Here is a 17,569-nt window from a genome sequence, read left to right on the forward strand (position 1 = left end):
GACTCCCGCCATATAGTTGTATCATACAACTATATGCGCGCAACGGCGCGCGCAAGCGTTTTGGAGTGGACCATGAGCCAGGTTTTGCCGGCGGCGATGCGGATGACGGGCAAGGTCTGCCTCGTCACGGGCGGCGGCAGCGGCATCGGCCGCGCCACCGCGCTGCGGATGGCCTCCGAGGGCGCCGAGGCGATCCTGGTCGCCGGCCGGCGTGCGGCCGAGATCGAGGCGACCGCCGCGGCGTGCCGCGAGCTCGGCACGGAGGCGATCGTGTGCCAGACCGACATCACCCGCGAGGATGAGGTTGCACGCCTCGTCGGCACCGCCATCGCGCGCTCCGGCCGGCTCGACGTCGCCTTCAACAATGCCGGCTTCCAGGAGCGCCGCGCGCCGCTGGAAGAGCAGGGCACGGACACCTACGACAGTGTGTTCGACACAAATGTCCGCGCGCTGTTCCTGTGCCTGCGCCATCAACTGCCGGTTATGCTGGCGCAGGGGCGCGGCAGCATCGTCGTCAACGCCTCGGTCAGCGGCCTACGCAATCCCAATTCGGGCTTCTCACTCTATTCGGCCTCGAAGGCCGCCGCGATCTCGCTGACGCGCTCAGCGGCGATGGAGAACGCTCCGCGCGGCATCCGCATCAACGCCATCGCCCCCGGCCGCGTCGTCACCGACATGATGCTGCGCGCGGGTGTGGGCGATATCGCCACGGTCAGCGCGGGATTGCCGCTGCGGCGAATGGGCAGTCCGGAGGAGGTGGCGGAAGCCGTGGTGTGGCTGTCGTCGGATGCGTCGTCCTACGTGGTCGGACACGTGCTCGCGGCGGACGGGGGATTTTTGGCGTCGTAGGGCGTGGTGGCGCCACACATTCCGTGTCGTCCCCGCGAACGCGGGGACCCATAACCCCAGGGAGAAGTTTGGCGAAGACCGCCAGCGAATGGTTTTCCCGCGGTACCAACACTTGAGTGCGATCGATAGATCACGCGGTATGGGTCCCTGCGTTCGCAGGGACGACAACTAGTGCTTCTGCCCGTAAAGCACCGGCACCGCCGAATCCACGACGACTTCGACGAGGCTCGTGCCGTCATGCGCCATGCCGCGCTTCAGCGCCTCGCCGAGCTCCGCGGCCTTCGTCACCCGCATTGCATGGCAGCCCATGCCTTCGGCGAGCCGGACGAAATCGATCCCGGGCAGCTCCAGCCCCGGCACATTGCGCACCTGCATCACCTGGCTGAACGAGCGCATCGCGCCGTAGCCGGAATTGTTGATGACGACGATGGTGAGCGGCAGCCTGCGCTGCGCGGCGGTCCACAGCGCCTGGATCGAATACATCGCCGAGCCGTCGCCGATCAGGCATACCGTGCGCTGCTTCGGCTTGCCGAGCGCCATGCCGACCGCGGCGGGCAGCGAATAGCCGAGGCCGCCGCTCGCCATGGTGTAGAAGGAATCCTGGCCGCGCATCGGAAGGAATTTCTGCATCGCCGGGCGGTGCGAGGGCACTTCCTCGACCAGCGAGGCGCCATCCGGCATCGCCTGCGACAGCGAATGCAGCAGGAATTCGACCGGCAGCGGATCGGCGGCCTGCGGCGCCGGCGGCAGCGTGCGGCCCTTCGGCGTGGCGCGCTTGCTCTCGGGCAACATGTCGAGCAGCAGACTCAGCGCCGGCTTCATGGTGGCGATGATGCTGGTGCCTGATGGCGTCACCGCCGCGGCGTCCGCATCATCCGTGATCTGGAAGATGGTCACGCCGCCGTCGAAGATCGCGGCATGGCCCTCGACATGGAATGTGAACACTGGCGCGCCGATCACCACGACGAGATCGTGCTCGCGCAAGGCATCGGAGAGCTGGGCGGGCGAGGCATGCAGGAAGCCCGCGAATTGCGGATGCCGCTCCGGGAACGAGCAGCGCGCCGAGAACGGGCTGACCCAGACGCTGGCCTTGGCCTTCTCGGCGACGCGCACCATCAGGTCCACCGCACCGGCGCGGTCGACGCCGGGGCCGACCACGAGGGCAGGGTGCTTCGCGCCGGCGAGCGCCGAGACCAGTGCTTTCATCGCATCAACCTCGGGGCCGATCTCGCGGCTGACCTTGCGCGCCTCCACGGGCGCGCAGGCATGCGCCCAGTCGTCGATCGGGATCGACACGAAGGTCGGCCCGCACGGCGGCTGCATCGCGGTGTAATAGGCCCGCGCGATCGCAGCCGGCACGTCCTCGGGCCGCGCCGGCTCGACGCTGTATTTCACGTAAGGCCTAGGGAATTCCGAGGCACGCTCGGCATAGAGGAACGCCTGCAAGGGCAGGATCGAGCGCGCCTGCTGGCCGGCGGTGATGACGAGCGGGGTCTGGTTGCGATGCGCGGTGTAGATGTTGCCGAGCGCATTGCCGACACCGGCCGCCGAATGCAAATTGACGAAGCCGGCATTGCGCGTCGCCTGCGCATAGCCGTCGGCCATGCCGACGGCGGACGCTTCTTGCAGCGCCAGCACGTAGTCGATGTCGTCGGGCCAGTCGGACAGGAACGGCAGCTCGGTCGAGCCGGGATTGCCGAACACTTTTGCGATGCCGAAGGAGCGCAGCAGGTCGAGCGTCGCCTGCTTCACGGTGACGGACTTGCTGCCGGTCTTGCCGTTCTTGGCCATGGTTTCCGTCCCTGTTGTTTGTCGTCGCTATTAGCCCCACCCGTCATTGCGAGCGAAGCGAAGCAATCCAGGCTGCCTCAGCGGCGACAGTCTGGATTGCTTCGTCGCAAGAGCTCCTCGCAATGACGGGGAGAGAGCAGCGTGTCACCACACCGCCGTGCCCTTCATCGTCGGCTGCCCCTCCGCATTCGCGGTCCACAGCTCCAACCCCGCCTCAGTCTCGTTGGCGTTGACCGAGAACTCCGTGCCCTCGAACAGCGGCTGCAGACCGCGATAGGTGAATTTCTTCGGCGCCGTGCCGCCGTGCAGCTTCGCTGCCATCTCGATGATCAGCGCGGCCTGCAAGGGACCGTGGAAGATCAGGCCCGGATAGCCCTCGACCTTGGTGACGTAGTCGCGGTCGTAATGGATGCGGTGGCCGTTGAACGTCAGCGCGGAATAACGGAACAGCAGCACGGGATCGGAGACATGGGTCTCGCGGTGCTGCGCTTTCGGCGGCGGAAGCGGGGCCTTGGCGGTCGCCGGCGCGCTGCTGGTCATCTCGCGATAGACGATGTCCTGTCGCTCGCGGATGGCGACGCCGCGCGGCGAGGAGATGCTGTGCTCGACCGAGACGAAGCACAGCGTGCCAGTCGAGCCTGATTTCACCTGCACGTCGGCGATGCGCGAGGTTCGCGTCGATTCATCGCCGACCTGGAGCGGCTGCAGGAACTCGATCTCGCCGCCGGCCCACATCCGGCGCGGCAGCGGCACCGGCGGCAGGAAGCCGCCGCGGGTCGGGTGGCCGTCGGGCCCGAGCATCGACATCGGAAACACCGGCTGCGCCAGGCACCAATGCACGGTGAACGGGGCGGCATCGCCCTTTTTGGGTTCGCCGACCTCCTGGAACAGCGTCGCGCGCAGGCCCATCACGAGCTGCGCGGTGACGATGTCGGTGGCTTCCGTGCTGCGGCCGACCCATTGCCGCAAATGATCGATGTCGAGCTTCTCGGTCATGACGCCTCGCTCTTCTTACTTCTTGGATTGCGGGTTTTCGCCGATGGCAGGCACCGCGCCGTAGGCGCGTGTCTCGCCGACGATGATCGGCGCCGGGGCGGGATAGCTGACACGGCCGTTCGGCGTGTCGACCTCGATGCGGCGCAGATGCGGATGGTTGGTGAGGTCGGCCATGGTGTTGACCTCGGCAAAGGCGATGTCGGCGTCCGACAGCCGCTTCAAGAGCTCGTCGCGCGTCATCTTGCCGAACGCCTCCGCCACGGTCGTGTCGGTGAAGTCGCGGTTGCGCACGCGCTCGACCATGTTGGCGACGCGGGGATCGGCGGGGAGATCAGGCTGATCCAGCACCTTTGCGCACAGCGTCTTCCACTCGCGCTCGCTCTGGATCGAGATCAGGATGTCCTTGCCGTCCTGCGAGGTGAACACCCCATAGGGCGCGATCGAGGGATGGCGCAGGCCCATGCGCTTGGGCGCATTGCCGGCCTCGGAGTTGAGCAGCGGCACGGTGCACCAGTCCGCCATCACGTCGAACATGGAGATGCGGATGTCGGCGCCCTTGCCGGTGCGCCCGCGCGCGATCAGCGCTTCCAGGATCGCCGCATGCGCGGTGGCGCCGGTGGCAACGTCGACGATCGACATGCCGACGCGCGAAGCACCATCGGGATTGCCGGTGATCGAGGCAAGGCCGCTCTCGGCCTGGATCAGGAGATCATAGGCCTTGCGGTGCGCATACGGGCCTTCGTCGCCATAGCCGGTGATCGTGCACGAGATCAGCTTTGGATAGTCCTTCAGCAGCCGCTCGCGGGAGAAGCCGAGCTTGTCCATCGAGCCCGGCTTGAGGTTCTGGATCAGCACATCGGCGCTTGCGATCAGCTTCTCGAGCTCGGCGCGGCCTTCCTTAGTCGTGAGATCGACCACGGCCGATTGCTTGCCGCGATTGAGCCAGACGAAGTAGCTGCTCTGGCCCTTGGCCGCCGCGTCATAGCCGCGGGCGAAATCGCCCTCGGGCCGCTCGATCTTGATGACCTCCGCGCCGGCATCCGCCAGCCGCGACGAGCAGAACGGTGCAGCCACCGCCTGCTCGACCGCAATCACCCTGATCCCGTCAAGTGCTCCCATGATGCGACCTCAGTACGAGCGGGGCATGCCGAGCACGTGCTCGGCGACGAAGGAGAGCACCAGATTGGTCGAGATCGGCGCCACCTGATAGAGCCGCGTCTCGCGGAATTTGCGCTCGACGTCGTATTCCTCGGCAAAGCCGAAGCCGCCATGGGTCTGGATGCAGGCGTTCGCCGCTTCCCAGGACGCATCGGCCGCCAGCATCTTGGCCATGTTGGCCTCCGCGCCGCAGTCGAGCCCGGCCTCGTATTTGCGCGTGGCTTCCTTCACCATCAGCTCGGCCGCGCGCATCGAGGCATAGGCCTTGGCGATCGGGAACTGAATGCCTTGATTTTGGCCGATTGGCCGGCCGAACACGGCGCGCTCCTTGGCATAGTTGGTGGCCTTCGCAATGAACCACTTTGCGTCGCCGATGCATTCCGCGGCGATCAGGATGCGCTCGGCATTCATGCCGGAGAGGATGTAGCGGAAACCCTTGCCTTCCTCGCCGATCAGATTCTCCGCCGGCACCTTCATGTCGGTAAAGAACACCTCGGTGGTGGCGTGGTTCATCATGGTGCGGATCGGACGGATCTCGAGGCCGTTATTCTTGGCCTCGCGCATGTCGACGATGAACACCGACAGGCCATCGGTGCGCTTCTTGGCCTGCTCCTTCGGCGTGGTGCGCGCCAGCAGCACCATCAGGTCGGAATGCTCGGCGCGGCTGGTCCAGATCTTCTGGCCGTTGACGATGTAGCTGTCGTTGCCTTCCTTGCGCGCAAACGTCTTCAGCGAGGAGGTGTCGGTGCCGCTGGTCGGCTCGGTGACGCCGAAGGCCTGCAGGCGCAATTCGCCGCTCGCGATCTTCGGCAGGTATTTTGCTTTTTGCTCGGCATTGCCGTGCCGGAGCACCGTGCCCATCGTGTACATCTGGGCATGGCAGCCACCGCCGTTGCAGCCCGCGCGCTGGATCTCTTCCAGGATCGCGGCCGCTGCCGACAGCTTCAGGCCCGCACCGCCATACTCCTCTGGGATCAGCACGGAGAGGTAGCCGGCCTGCGTCAGCGCGTCGACGAAGGCCTTGGGGTAGGCCATTTCGCGATCGAGCTTGCGCCAGTATTCGCCGGGGAACTGCGCGCACAGCTTGGCGACGGCGTCGCGGATGTCGGCGTAATCTTCGGTGTGGTGTTCTTCACTCATGGCGTTTCCAGTTCCTCGCGGCAGTTAAGATAACGCCGGCCGATCCTCAGGCGTTGTGAAAACAACGCCAGCCCCCTATGCTCATTTGTTATAGCGTATGGAGTAGCCTTCCAGGATTGGCAAGCATGGATTTCCGTCAGCTCAGGACCTTCAGTTGCGTGGCCGAGCTCGGCAGTCTGAGCAAGGCGTCCGACACGCTGCGCGTGGCGCAGCCGGCCCTCTCTCGGCAAATCAAGCTGCTGGAACACGAGCTGCGGACCGAATTGTTCACCCGCAACGGCCGCGGCATGGTGCTGACCGAGGCAGGCCGCCTGCTGCTGGCGCGCACCTCCGGCATCGTGCGGCAGATCGACCAGATCCGCGACGACATCCAGTCGTCGCAGGGGCCGCCGTCGGGGCAGGTCGTGCTCGGCCTCGTTCCGACCGTGAGCTGCGTGCTGTCGGCGCGCTTTGCGCGGCGCTGCGTCGAGAAATTTCCCGGCATCTCGCTGCGCATCGTCGAGAGCTACAGCGGCCACCTCGTCGAATGGCTGCATCGCGGCGAGATGGATCTCGCCATCCTCTATGGCCGCTCGGCCGACCTGCATCTCAACGTACAGAGCCTCGGCCGCGACAACATCGTCGCGGTCGGTCCGCGCGGCTGCGGCCTTGCGCGCAAGAAGAGCGTCGACATCGGCTGGCTGCTGCGGCAGCGGCTGGTGCTGCCCTCTCACTCGCACGGCCTCCGCGCGCTGATCGAGCACGCGGCCGCCCAGCGCAGGATCAAGCTCAACGTCCAGCTCGAGGCGGATTCGTTTCGCGTGCTGACGAGCCTGGTCGAGGAGGGCCTCGGCTTCGCGCTGCTGCCGCCGTCCTCGGTCCATGGCGAGGTCGCGGACGGGCGGCTGGAGACGACGGCCGTCTCGAAACCGATGACGCGCGAGCTCATTTTCGCTTCTCCGATCGACCGCCCGGTCTCGACGGCCTCGCTGGCCGTCACGGCCCTCCTGCGCGAGGAAGTCGCCGCCTGCCGCAAGGACGGGGTGTGGGACATCAAATTGAGTTAGATGCCGTGTGGTAGAACAGTCGCGCGCCGCCGTGCCTTCGCATCTGACGCGAGCTGTCATGCCGGAATTTTATAGCTGGGGCAGGGTGACGCTTAGTTCTCCGCTGTCATCGCCCGCGAAGGCGGGCGATCCAGTATTCCAGAGACGGCGCGGCTGGAGCCGAGAAGCTGCGGCGTACTGGATGCCCCGGTCAAGCCGGGGCATGACAGTGGGGCCTACCCCGGAATCCTTACCGGCAACGACTCATATCCCTTGATGAAGCTCGAATAGATCCGCTTAGGCTCGCCGACCACCTCGATGCGGTCGAAGCGCTTCAGCATCTCCTCCCAGACGATGCGGAGCTGCAATTCCGCCAGCCGCATGCCAACGCAGCGGTGAATGCCGAAGCCGAAGGAGAGGTGCGTGCGCGGGCGCGGGCGGTCGATGATGAACTCGTTGGGGTTCTCGAACATCGCCTCGTCGCGATTGCCGGAGACGTACCACATCACGACGCGGTCGCCCTTCTTGATGTGCTTGCCGCCGATCTCGGTGTCTTGCAACGCAGTACGTCGCATATGCGCCAGCGGCGTCTGCCAGCGGATCACCTCGGGCACCATGGAATCGATCAGCTCCGGATTGGCGCGCAGCTTGTCGTATTGCTCGGGATTCTCGTTCAGCGCCAGCACCGATCCGGTCATGGTGTTGCGCGTGGTGTCGTTGCCGCCGACGATGAGCAGGATGATGTTGCCCATGAGGTTGTCGGGGTCCATGTGGCGCGTGGCTTCGTTATGGGCCATCAGCGACAGCAGATCGTTGCGCGGCGCCGAGTTGACGCGTTCGTTCCACAGCTTGGACATGTAGGCGTAGCACTCGTCCATCTCGCGGCGGCGCTCCTCGGCGGAGGCGACGATGCCGCTCTTGGGCAGCGCGGTGGACACGTCGGACCAGCGCGTGAGCTTGCGCCGCTCCTCCCAGGGGAAGTCGAACAGTGTCGCCAGCATCTGCGTCGTCAGCTCGATCGAGACGCGCTCGACGAAGTTGAAGGTCTCGTTGCGCGGCAGATTGTCCAGCACGGTCTGCGAGCGCTGGCGGATCAGCTTGGCGAGCTCGTCCAGATGTGTCGGCGTGAACATCGGCGACACGGTCTTGCGCTGCGAGGAGTGCCTGGGCTGATCCATCGCGATGAAGCTCGGATAGTCGTAGCCGGGCGGGACGTCGCGGATCGAGATGCCGCCGAGCGTGGAGTCCGAGGAGAAGATGCCGTGGTTGGTGTCGACATGCATGATGTCGTCGTATTTCACCACCGACCAGTACGGCTCGATCGGCGCGTTGGTGCAGTAGTGCACCGGTTCTTCCTTGCGCAGCCGCTCGAACCAGGGCCACAGCGTGTCGTCTTGGAACAGCCGGGGCGCGCCGGGGTGGAATTGCGACAACGGCGTCGCATAGGCCTCCTCGCGGGCTCTGCGCATGCGTTCGGCCTTGTCCACCTTCACGGGCGCTTGAATGTTCATCGTCGTCGCTCCAGTTGGTTCTTCCTTCGCCTCTCCCCGCGTGCGGGGAGAGGCCGACGCGCCCCGGGCGATGCGAAGCATCGTCCCGTGCGCGGCGGGTGAGGGGGACTCTCCGCGAGTCCAATTCTCTCCGTCCCCGTGGAGACTCCCCCTCACCCCAACCCTCTCCCCGCAAGCGGGGCGAGGGAGTTGACTCACGCCGCGATCTTGACCGGCAGCTCTTCCAGGCCCTTCACGAAGCTGGAATAGACCCGCTTGGGCTCGCCGACCACCTCGATATGGTCGAACCGCCTCAGGATCTCCTCCCAGATAATCTTGAGCTGGAGTTCGGCAAGCCGCAAACCGACGCAGCGGTGGATGCCGAAGCCGAAGGACAGATGCGTGCGCGGGCGGGCGCGGTCGATGATGAACTCGTAGGGCTTCTCGATCGCCTCTTCGTCGCGGTTACCCGAGACGTACCACATCACGACCTTGTCACCCTTCTTGATCTGTTTGCCGCGGAATTCGAAGTCGGAGAGCGCCGTGCGCCGCATATGCGCCAGCGGCGTCTGCCAGCGGATCACTTCGGGAACGAAGCTGTCGAGCAGGGCTGGGTTCTCGCGCAGCTTGCGATACTGCTCCGGATGCTGGCTCAGCGCGAGCAGCGAGCCCGACATGGTGTTCCGCGTGGTGTCGTTGCCGCCGACGATCAAAAGCACGAGATTGCCGAGGAAGTTCTTGGCGTCCATGTCGCGCGTGGCGGCGCCGTGCGCCATCATCGAGAGCAGGTCGCTCTTCGGCGGCTGTTCGACGCGCTCCTTCCACAGCCGGGCAAAATAGCCGGCGCATTCGGCAAGCTCGGCCTGCCGCTCGTCCTCGGTGGCGACGAGGCCGTCGGGCCCGGGAATGGTGGTGGCGATGTCGGACCAGCGCGTCAGCTTGCGGCGGTCCTCCCAGGGGAAGTCGAACAGCACCGCGAGCATCTGCGTGGTCAGCTCGATCGAGACGCGGTCGACCCAGTCGAACACTTCTCCGCGAGGCAGATTGTCGAGGCACTCGGCAGAGCGCTTGCGAATGTTGAGCGCGAGGTTGTCCAGATGCGTCGGCGTGAACATCGGCGCCACGGTCTTGCGCTGGGCGGCATGACGCGGCGGGTCCATCGAGATGAAGCTCTCGCGGCGCAGATCCGGATCGATGTCGCGGATGGTGATGCCGCCGAGCGAGGAGGCCGATGAGAACACCGAATGGTTGGTCTCGATCTCCATGATGTCGTTGTAGCGCGTCACCGACCAATACGGGCCGAACATCGAGTCCTTGCAATAATGCACGGGATCTTCGCGGCGCAGGCGATCGAAATAGGACCAGAACGTATCGGTCCTGAACAGTTCGGGGTCGCCGGGATCGAACTGATCCAGCGGCAGTGAATTGGCGCGTGCGCGCAACGCGTCGAGCTTGGCCGCGTTCTCGATGGTCCCATGCATGACCGCTCTCCCTGGCATCAACCGCGCGTTCTCGTTGAATTCTGCGCTGCGGTATTTGATTTGCAATTACAGCCGGTTGTCTGCGCCGGAGCAAGGGAGAGTTTTGCCACATCCAACCGTTGGGCGTGGCCGGCACCGTAGCCCGGATGAGCGAAGCGACATCCGGGACTTTGCTCGCGGCGTCCCGGGTATCGCTTCGCTCACCCGGGCTACAGGATTGGGCTACGAAGCCACAACGTGACGCCCCGCACATCGTTTGTCGTGAAATCGTGCCAGAAACCGGCTGGAATCGAGGTAAATCGAACCCCGCCAGCTTGGGGACCGACCAATCCCTGATCTATAGTTTGACCGGACCAAGACCGCATCCCGAGGTTGCCGCCGTGAACGACATGCAATGGACCCCTTTCGGCTCCGAGCCCCTTCCGCCGCCGTTGCCACCGACGCGGGTCGACTTCTCCGGCAACCGCACCGAGTTCCGGAAAATGGTCACCAAGGGTGCCATGCTGGAGCTCGTCACTTTCGGCTTCTACCGGTTCTGGCTCGTCACCGACATCCGCCGCCATCTGTGGGCGAACACCGCGATCGACGGCGATGCCGCCGAATATACCGGCCGTGCCAAGGAGCTGCTGGTCGGCTTCCTGTTCGCGCTCGCGATCCTGGTGCCGATCTATCTCGCCTACTTCCTGATCGGCATCGAGTTCGAGCGCTGGCAGGGCTTTGCCTCGACGCCGCTGTTCCTCGGCTTTTACGCTTTCGGCCAGTTCGCGATCTTTCGCGCGCGGCGCTATCGGCTGACGCGCACGGTCTGGCGTGGCGTCCGCTTCTGGATGGACGGCTCGGGCTGGGCCTATTCGTTCCGCGCCATGGCGTGGGGCCTGCTCGTCTTGTTGACGCTCGGCCTGGCGCTACCCTGGCGCGAGGCCGCGCTCGAACGCTACAAGATGCAGCACAGCCATTACGGCGATCTCTCAGGCGATTTCGAGGGCGACGGCTGGACCTTCTTCAAGCGCGCCTGGTGGCTGTGGCTGCTCAGCCCGATCGCGGTCTTCATCTTCCCGCTCGCGCCGTTCTTCTATGCGGAGTTCAAGGCGCGCCAGTGGCGCTGGTGGCTCGACGGCATCCGCATCGGCGGCGTCAGCCTGTCCTCCAACCTGCCTCATGACGCCTTCTATGGCCTGTACTGGAAAATGATCGGCTGGTGGATGCTGCTCACGATGGCCTTCTCGGCCTATATGGGCGGCGGTGCCCTGCTGATCGTCCAGCTCAGCGGCGTTCCGGCCGATCAGATGCTCGGCTCCGACAATGCCGTCACGAGCATCCCGATGGTGGTGATGATGGTGGTAGGCTATCTCGCCCTGGCGCTTGCGATCAACATCGTGATGCGCGTCTATCTCCAGCGCGATCTCTGGGCCAAGGTGCTGGAAACCGTCGAGGTGCACAACATCGCGGCCGCGGCGGATGTGCGCGGCAGCGGCGAGCTCGCCAGCGCGCTCGGCGAAGGTTTTGCCGACGGGCTCGATGTTGCGGGATTCTAGGCTGTGAGTGAAATATCTGCCGAGGTGCCGGCGCAATCCGTCAAGCCCACCATCTTCTTCGACGGCACGTCGAGCCGCCGGCGGCAGGTGACGTTGACATTCGCTGATGCGCTAGAGATCGCGGAGGAGGGCGGGGCGCCTGTTCGCTGGTCCTATGCCGACATTCGCCGCGCCGACAGTCCGCCCGGACTGTTGCGCCTGGGCTGCAGCAGCGCTGCGCCATTGGCGCGGCTCGAAATCCGCGACGCGGTGCTGGCGGCCGACGTCACCGCTCGCTGCATGCGGCTCGACGAGCACCGGACCTCGCGCCGCGGTGTCGCGAAGATCGTCGGCTGGTCGGTGGCTGCCACCGTCTCCATCGTCAGCGTCGTGCTGTTCGGCGTGCCGCTCGCGGCCGACCGTCTCGCGCCGCTGGTGCCAAAGCCGATCGAGCGGCGCATCGGCGACGCCTCCGAAGTCCAGGTCAAGGCCATCTTCGGCGGCAAGGCGTGTGAAGATCCCGCCGGCAAGGCCGCCTTCGTCAAGCTCGTCAATCGCCTGCGCGATGCCGCCGGCCTCGACGACGATTCCATGGCCGCGGGCGTGCTGGCGAGCACGATCCCCAACGCGTTCGCGCTACCCGGCGGCAAGGTGTACGTGCTGAATGCGCTGATCGACAAGGCGCAAAACCCCGACGAACTCGCCGGCATCCTCGCCCACGAGCTCGGTCATCTCAAGCATTACGACAACATGCGCGGGCTGATCTACAACGGCGGCACGTCGTTTCTGATCGGCCTGCTGTTCGGCGACGTCACCGGCTCGTCGGCCGTGATCTTCGCCTCGCGCAACGTGGTCGAGGCTTCCTACTCGCGCGAGGCCGAGACCGCCGCCGATACGTTCGCGATCGAGATCATGCACAAGCTCGGCCGCTCGCCAAAACCCGCGTTTGAGCTGATGTACCGCATCACCGGCAAGGAAGGCGGATCGAAGCTCACGACGATCCTCGCCAGCCATCCACTGACCGAGGACCGCCTCGCCCGCATGACGAAAGAAGACCGCCCGGCCTCAGGCCCGCCGCTGCTGACGGACAAGGAATGGCAGTCGTTGAAGCTGATCTGCGGCAGCGGGAAGATTTGAGACGCGGCGTGGCGCGAAGCTCGCTTGCTGCCATCCTTCGAGACGCCCGCTTTGCGGGCTCCTCAGGATGAGGATTGAGTGCGTGGCATCAAGGTTTCACTGGCAAAGCTGCCGCCGAGCCTCATCCTGAGGAGACCGCGCAGCGGTCGTCTCGAAGGACGAGGCGCTTGCTCCGACGTCACCGCGATGGAGACACCCTACCGCGTCCCGTAGGCGCGGTCGCCGGCGTCGCCGAGGCCGGGCACGATGAAGCCGGTCTCGTCGAGACCTTCGTCCACGGCCGCGGTCCAGATCGGCACGTCCGGATGCAAGCCGCGCAACCGCTCGAGTCCTTCCGGGGCCGCGATCAGGCAGGCGAGGCGGATATCCTTCGCGCCGCGCTCCTTCAGCCGGTCGATCGCGGCGACCGCCGTGTTGGCGGTGGCGACGACAGGCGTCACCACGATGGCGAGGCGCTCGCTGAGATCGGACGGCGATTTGAAGAAGTACTCGACGGCCGCAAAGCTCTCGGGCTCGCGGTAGAGCCCGATATGGGCGACGCGCGCGGTCGGCACCAGATCCATCATGCCGTCCACGAAGGTGGTGCCTGCCCGCAGCATCGGCACGAACACCAGCTTCTTGCCGGCGATCTTGGCCGAATGCATCGTCGCCAGCGGCGTCTCGATGACGGTGTCGGCGAGCGGAAGATCGCGCGTCACCTCGTAGCACAGCAGCATGCCGATCTCCTTGATCAGCTCCCTGAACGACTTTGTCGAGATGGATTTGTCCCGCACCAGGGTCAGCTTGTGCTGCACCAGCGGATGATCGACGATCGTGACGCCTTCCATGGGATGCTCTTGCTTCTTCCCTTCTCCCCCTGTGGGAGAAGGTGGCGCGAAGCGCCGGATGAGGGGTCTTTTTCCGCGAACTCCAGTGAGAGATGCTCCGCGGAGAGAACCCCTCACCCGGCTTCGCTGTCGCGAAGCCCACCCTCTCCCACAAGGGAAGAGGGTTTAGAAAACCGTCCCGTCGCTGATCACCTTGAGCGGCGGTGAACCATCGGGACGGCGTGCAAAGGCAATGGCGCGGCCGGCGGCCCAGGTGCCGCCTTCCAGAATGCTGGCGAGCGGCAATGTCTCCGGCGTGCGGCCGAGTTTTGCGCGAACCAATTCGGCCAGCTTGTCGAGCAGCGCCACCGTCAGCGCGCGCCATTCCACGACGAGCAGCGAATCCACGGCATGCGCGCGTTCGGCGTCGGCGGCATCGCGCAGGCGCAGCACCTCGTGATCGACGAACAGGCCGCCATTGCGGTATTCGGCAAGCCCGGTCAGGCCGTCGATGTCTGTGACCTCGATGCCGGCACGCTGCAGCGGCTCGATCAGCGAATAGCTCAGCCATTGCGACAACTTGTGCAGTGGCATAAGGCCCTCTGTGGAGTCGTTCGCCTTGATCGCGGGATGGCGCCAGCAATCGCCGAGCGGAATGCCTGCGAGTTCGAGCCGCGACGGCCAGATCGGCCCGAGGTGGTTCAGCACCGCCGACAGGATCACCGGTGCGGCAATGGCGCCGTCGTAAGCTCGTGCTGCGATGTAATCGAACAGGCCGCCCGGCCGTGGGGCGTCGAGTTGGGCAAAAATCTCTGGATAGTTCGCAATATGCGTGCCGAGGCGCCGCAGCAGATCCGCACGCCCTTCGAGGCCAAGCAGAGGGTTGGCTTCGTTGACCTGAAACGCAGAGGTGAGGGCGGCGAGGGGGAGTTGCGCGAGCACATCCGCATCGGCCCTGAACGGCGCGCGCGCATCGCGCGAGAAGAGTCCGCTTGTGAACATGTCGAGGCTCGCGATCGCAAGCCCTTCCGATCGGCCTATGTCTGCCCCCGTCGCGCCATCACGGTACCGCCAGGCAGCACCGGCGCCGGCATCGAGCAGCACGCTGACGATCGCGAGGTCGAATTCAGCCCGCGCCCGCGCGGCACGATCCGGCCACGAGGTCGCGTCGGCTAGTCGTGCCCAGCGATCGACGCCGCCCAGCACAAAGTGCCGCCATCGCGCGTGGAAGGGAACGTCCAGCGTCGGATAGGCCTTTCGCGTCACCGCGAGCACCGCCTCCGCGACACCGTCCATGCGGTCGAGATCGACAGTGAAATGGCTCAGGCCGCCGGCAAGGCCGGTCTCGAGCATTTGCCCCGCACGCGCGCGAACCGCTGCTGCGCTGAGCAGCGAGCGGGCCTCTCGTTCCAAAGAATCCGACATCGGCTGATCAGTATTTTTCCAGCGAGCGCCCGACCACGCCGTCCACGTCCTTCTCGGGCGCGATGTCGGTCGTGTAATAGCCGGCCGCCTTCTTCGCGGCGATCTCGACATGGGCGTCGGCGGGAATCAGCTCCAGCGGGATCGGCACGCGCTCGACGATGTCGATGCCTTGCGAGGTCAGTGCGTCGTATTTCATGTCGCTCATCGACAGGAAGCGGTCGATGCGCTTCAGGCCGAGCCAGTGGATCGTGTCAGGCATCAGCTGCTGGAAGCGCGCATCCTGCACGCCGGCGACGCATTCGGTGCGCTCGAAATAGGCCGCGGCGGCGTCGCCGTCCTCCTGGCGCTTGCGCGCATTGTAGACCAGGAATTTTGTGACCTCGCCGAGCGCGCGGCCCTCTTTCCGGTTGTAGACGACGAGCCCGAGCCCGCCCTCCTGCGCGCCGCGCGCGGATTCCTCGATGCCGTGGATGAGGTAGGGGCGGCAGGTGCAGATGTCGGAGCCGAACACGTCGGAGCCGTTGCACTCGTCATGCACGCGGCAGGTGATCTTGGTGCGATGGTCCGGCAGCTTGGTCACATTGCCGAACATGTACACCGTGGTGCCGCCGATCGGCGGCAGGAACACCTTCATGTCGGGGCGCGTCACCAGCTCCGGGAACATGCCGGCGGTCTGTTCGAACAGCGTGCGGCGCAGCTCGGTCTCGCCGGTGCCGAAGCGCTCCGCGAGGCCGGGCAGATACCAGACCGGATCGATCGCGATCTTCACGACGGAGACGCTGCCATTGGCGTGCACCACCTCGCCGTCGGCGCGCAGCCGCTTGGCGGCGAGCGCCTCCCGGATCTCCGGAAGGTCGAGCCTTGCGCGCGTCACCGCGATGCTCGGGCGGATGTCGACGCCTTCCGCGATGTCTTTGCCGAAATTCTCGGCGACCAGATGCCCCCAGGGATCGAGCGCGACGATCTTGGCGGGATCGCGCCACTGCTCGAACGGGCCGATGGTCGCGGCCGGAAACGTGTTGGTGAGATCGGGCCTGCGGATCGGATCGAGCGCGCCGGCGGAGACGGCCAGCGCGCGGTACATCGCATAGGAGCCGCCATGGCTGCCGATCACGTTGCGATCCCCGGCGCGCGACACCGTGCCGATGATCGGCCCACGCGCCCGCGCATCGGCCGCGCCCCAATGGATCGGGAAGGCGGACTTCTTGCCCGGCTCCGGATGCGAGGTGAGGCGGATGTGGTCGGTACGGTTCGCGCGGCTCATGTCCAGGCTCCCAAAAAGCCAACGGCCCGCCGCTCGGACGGGCCTGGCTCGCTTGCGGCACCGTTTCGGAACACAGGCGACGCAAGCTCAATCCAACATATTGTAACCCCGGGCGACGACAGACAAGTTAATCGTGCGCGCCGGCCCAGGGCCCATGCAAGCGCGCGCTCCGATCGGCCAACGGCGCTGCAACAGACCCTATAACTATGTAATCATTCGGATTTTTGAAGGGGCGGGCGCTGCCGTCGCGGGCTCAACAGGCCACTGGATAAAACCTGCATATTCGGACATATCGACCGGATCGGCCTGCCCCGGAGACTCCCATGCCCGCCAGCTACATCGATCCCCGCAACGGACAGCTCTACCCGCTCGACCAGCCGCGCTGGTGCTCGGACGAGCGCACGCCGCTGCTGGTGACGCCGGGGGCAGGGATTACGCGCGACGATATCGACACGCGCACGCGCTCGCTCTGGCGCTACCGGGCAGCGCTGCCGGTCGAGATCAAGGATCCGATTTCGCTCGGCACGGGCTGCACGCCGCTGGTCCAGCAGGACTGGGGCGAATTGCGCCCGATGTTCAAGCTCGAATGGTTCAACCCGACCGGCAGCTTCAAGGACCGCGGCTCGGCGGTGATGCTGTCCTTCCTGCGCCAGATCGGCGTCTCGGCGATCCTCGAAGATTCCTCCGGCAATGGCGGCTCGTCGATGGCGGGGTTGGGCGCGGCCGGCGGCATGCGCGTGAAGATTCTCGCCCCCGCCTCGACGTCGCCGGCCAAGATCGCGCAGGTCCGCGCTTACGGCGCCGAGGTGCAGCTCGTCGAAGGCCCGCGCGAGGAGTCCGAGGCCGAGGCCATCCGCCAGTCGAGCCAGACCTTCTATGCAAGCCACAATTGGCAGCCCTTCTTTCTGGAAGGCACCAAGTCGCTGGCCTATGAGATCTGGGAAGACCTCGGCTTCCGCGCGCCGGACAACGTCATCGTTCCCGTCGGCGCCGGCTCGAGCCTGCTCGGCTGCGCCTTCGGCTTCCGCGAGCTCAAGAAGGCCGGGCAGATTTCGAAGCTGCCGCGGCTGTTCGCGGCGCAGCCGCTCAACTGCTCGCCGATCGATGCGAGCTTTCAGGCCGGCGTCGATGCGCCCGTCGCGCGTGAGGTGAGCAAGACCATCGCGGAGGGCACCGCGATCAAGCACCCGCTGCGCCTGCGCGAGATCATCGGCGCCTTGCGCGAGAGCGGCGGCGGCACCGTCGCGCTCACCGAGGATGAGATCGTCGCCGCCTTGCGCCGACTTGCGCGGCAAGGCCTGTTCGCCGAGCCGACCAGCGCCAGCGCAGCCGCCGCGCTGGAGAAACTCTCCACCGCCGGATCGATCAAGGCGAGCGAGACCACGGTCGCGGTGCTCACCGGCACGGGCCTGAAGGCCGCGACGACGGTGGCTGATCTCGTGCAGTAGAGGTGGTGTGTTCTTCCTTCTCCCCTTGTGGGAGAAGGTGGCGCG

14 protein-coding genes are annotated in these 17,569 nt (G+C 65.8%); 5 read left to right on the forward strand and 9 right to left on the reverse strand.

Going from position 1 to position 17,569, the window contains the following annotated elements; genetic code table 11:
* Nucleotides 1-72: 72 nt before the first annotated feature.
* Nucleotides 73-849: an SDR family NAD(P)-dependent oxidoreductase gene (locus tag QRQ56_RS37880; protein WP_438746852.1), complete on the forward strand. Its 777-nt coding sequence runs from the start codon at nt 73-75 to the stop codon at nt 847-849.
* A gap of 168 nt (nt 850-1,017) precedes the next feature.
* Here QRQ56_RS37880 and mdlC read toward each other — a convergent pair whose 3' ends face one another.
* The 4 genes from mdlC to QRQ56_RS37900 all read right to left on the reverse strand — a co-directional run bounded on the left by mdlC (nt 1,018) and on the right by QRQ56_RS37900 (nt 5,934).
* Complete coding sequence (mdlC, locus tag QRQ56_RS37885) at nt 1,018-2,640, reverse strand: benzoylformate decarboxylase (RefSeq protein WP_438746853.1); 1,623 nt, start codon at nt 2,638-2,640, stop codon at nt 1,018-1,020.
* A 144-nt stretch (nt 2,641-2,784) separates the two neighbouring features.
* Nucleotides 2,785-3,636: an FAS1-like dehydratase domain-containing protein gene (locus QRQ56_RS37890; protein WP_438746855.1), complete on the reverse strand. Its 852-nt coding sequence runs from the start codon at nt 3,634-3,636 to the stop codon at nt 2,785-2,787.
* A 15-nt stretch (nt 3,637-3,651) separates the two neighbouring features.
* Complete coding sequence (locus QRQ56_RS37895; RefSeq protein ID WP_438746856.1) at nt 3,652-4,755, reverse strand: CaiB/BaiF CoA transferase family protein; 1,104 nt, start codon at nt 4,753-4,755, stop codon at nt 3,652-3,654.
* A gap of 9 nt (nt 4,756-4,764) precedes the next feature.
* Nucleotides 4,765-5,934 (reverse strand): acyl-CoA dehydrogenase family protein, encoded by a 1,170-nt coding sequence (locus QRQ56_RS37900; protein WP_438746858.1) that lies wholly within the window; start codon nt 5,932-5,934, stop codon nt 4,765-4,767.
* Nucleotides 5,935-6,059: 125 nt separating this feature from the next.
* On the opposite strand from QRQ56_RS37900, the gene QRQ56_RS37905 reads away from it, so the two are divergent.
* A complete protein-coding gene (locus tag QRQ56_RS37905; protein ID WP_063196959.1) occupies nt 6,060-6,980 on the forward strand; it encodes a LysR substrate-binding domain-containing protein in 921 nt (306 codons plus the stop codon).
* A gap of 215 nt (nt 6,981-7,195) precedes the next feature.
* Here the strand turns inward: QRQ56_RS37905 and QRQ56_RS37910 are convergent, their stop codons facing one another.
* Together QRQ56_RS37910 and QRQ56_RS37915 are read right to left on the reverse strand one after the other, a co-directional pair.
* Complete coding sequence (locus tag QRQ56_RS37910) at nt 7,196-8,470, reverse strand: cytochrome P450 (RefSeq protein ID WP_438746860.1); 1,275 nt, start codon at nt 8,468-8,470, stop codon at nt 7,196-7,198.
* 194 nt (nt 8,471-8,664) lie between these two features.
* Nucleotides 8,665-9,930, reverse strand: a complete 1,266-nt coding sequence (locus tag QRQ56_RS37915) for a cytochrome P450 (protein WP_438746861.1) — start codon at nt 9,928-9,930, stop codon at nt 8,665-8,667.
* A gap of 380 nt (nt 9,931-10,310) precedes the next feature.
* Here QRQ56_RS37915 and QRQ56_RS37920 point away from each other — a divergent pair, with 380 nt between their 5' ends.
* Nucleotides 10,311-11,465 (forward strand): DUF898 family protein, encoded by a 1,155-nt coding sequence (locus tag QRQ56_RS37920; protein ID WP_438746862.1) that lies wholly within the window; start codon nt 10,311-10,313, stop codon nt 11,463-11,465.
* A 3-nt stretch (nt 11,466-11,468) separates the two neighbouring features.
* Nucleotides 11,469-12,581, forward strand: coding sequence for a M48 family metallopeptidase (locus QRQ56_RS37925; protein WP_438746863.1), 1,113 nt, complete (start codon nt 11,469-11,471; stop codon nt 12,579-12,581).
* A gap of 197 nt (nt 12,582-12,778) precedes the next feature.
* On the opposite strand, the gene upp is transcribed toward QRQ56_RS37925, so the two are convergent.
* The 3 genes from upp to QRQ56_RS37940 form a co-directional block, all read right to left on the reverse strand.
* Nucleotides 12,779-13,408: a uracil phosphoribosyltransferase gene (upp, locus tag QRQ56_RS37930; RefSeq protein WP_438746864.1), complete on the reverse strand. Its 630-nt coding sequence runs from the start codon at nt 13,406-13,408 to the stop codon at nt 12,779-12,781.
* A 165-nt stretch (nt 13,409-13,573) separates the two neighbouring features.
* The gene (locus QRQ56_RS37935; protein WP_438746885.1) at nt 13,574-14,812 is read right to left on the reverse strand and encodes a URC4/urg3 family protein; all 1,239 of its coding nucleotides are present in this window, start codon (nt 14,810-14,812) and stop codon (nt 13,574-13,576) included.
* Between the two features lie 7 nt (nt 14,813-14,819).
* The gene (locus tag QRQ56_RS37940; RefSeq protein WP_438746865.1) at nt 14,820-16,076 is read right to left on the reverse strand and encodes a GTP cyclohydrolase II; all 1,257 of its coding nucleotides are present in this window, start codon (nt 16,074-16,076) and stop codon (nt 14,820-14,822) included.
* Between the two features lie 323 nt (nt 16,077-16,399).
* Between QRQ56_RS37940 and QRQ56_RS37945 the strand changes: the two genes are divergently transcribed.
* Nucleotides 16,400-17,524: a threonine synthase gene (locus QRQ56_RS37945; protein ID WP_438746866.1), complete on the forward strand. Its 1,125-nt coding sequence runs from the start codon at nt 16,400-16,402 to the stop codon at nt 17,522-17,524.
* Nucleotides 17,525-17,569 lie beyond the last annotated feature (45 nt).

It is taken from the genome of Bradyrhizobium sp. U531, assembly GCF_051710265.1.
Classification (GTDB): Bacteria; Pseudomonadota; Alphaproteobacteria; order Rhizobiales; family Xanthobacteraceae; genus Bradyrhizobium.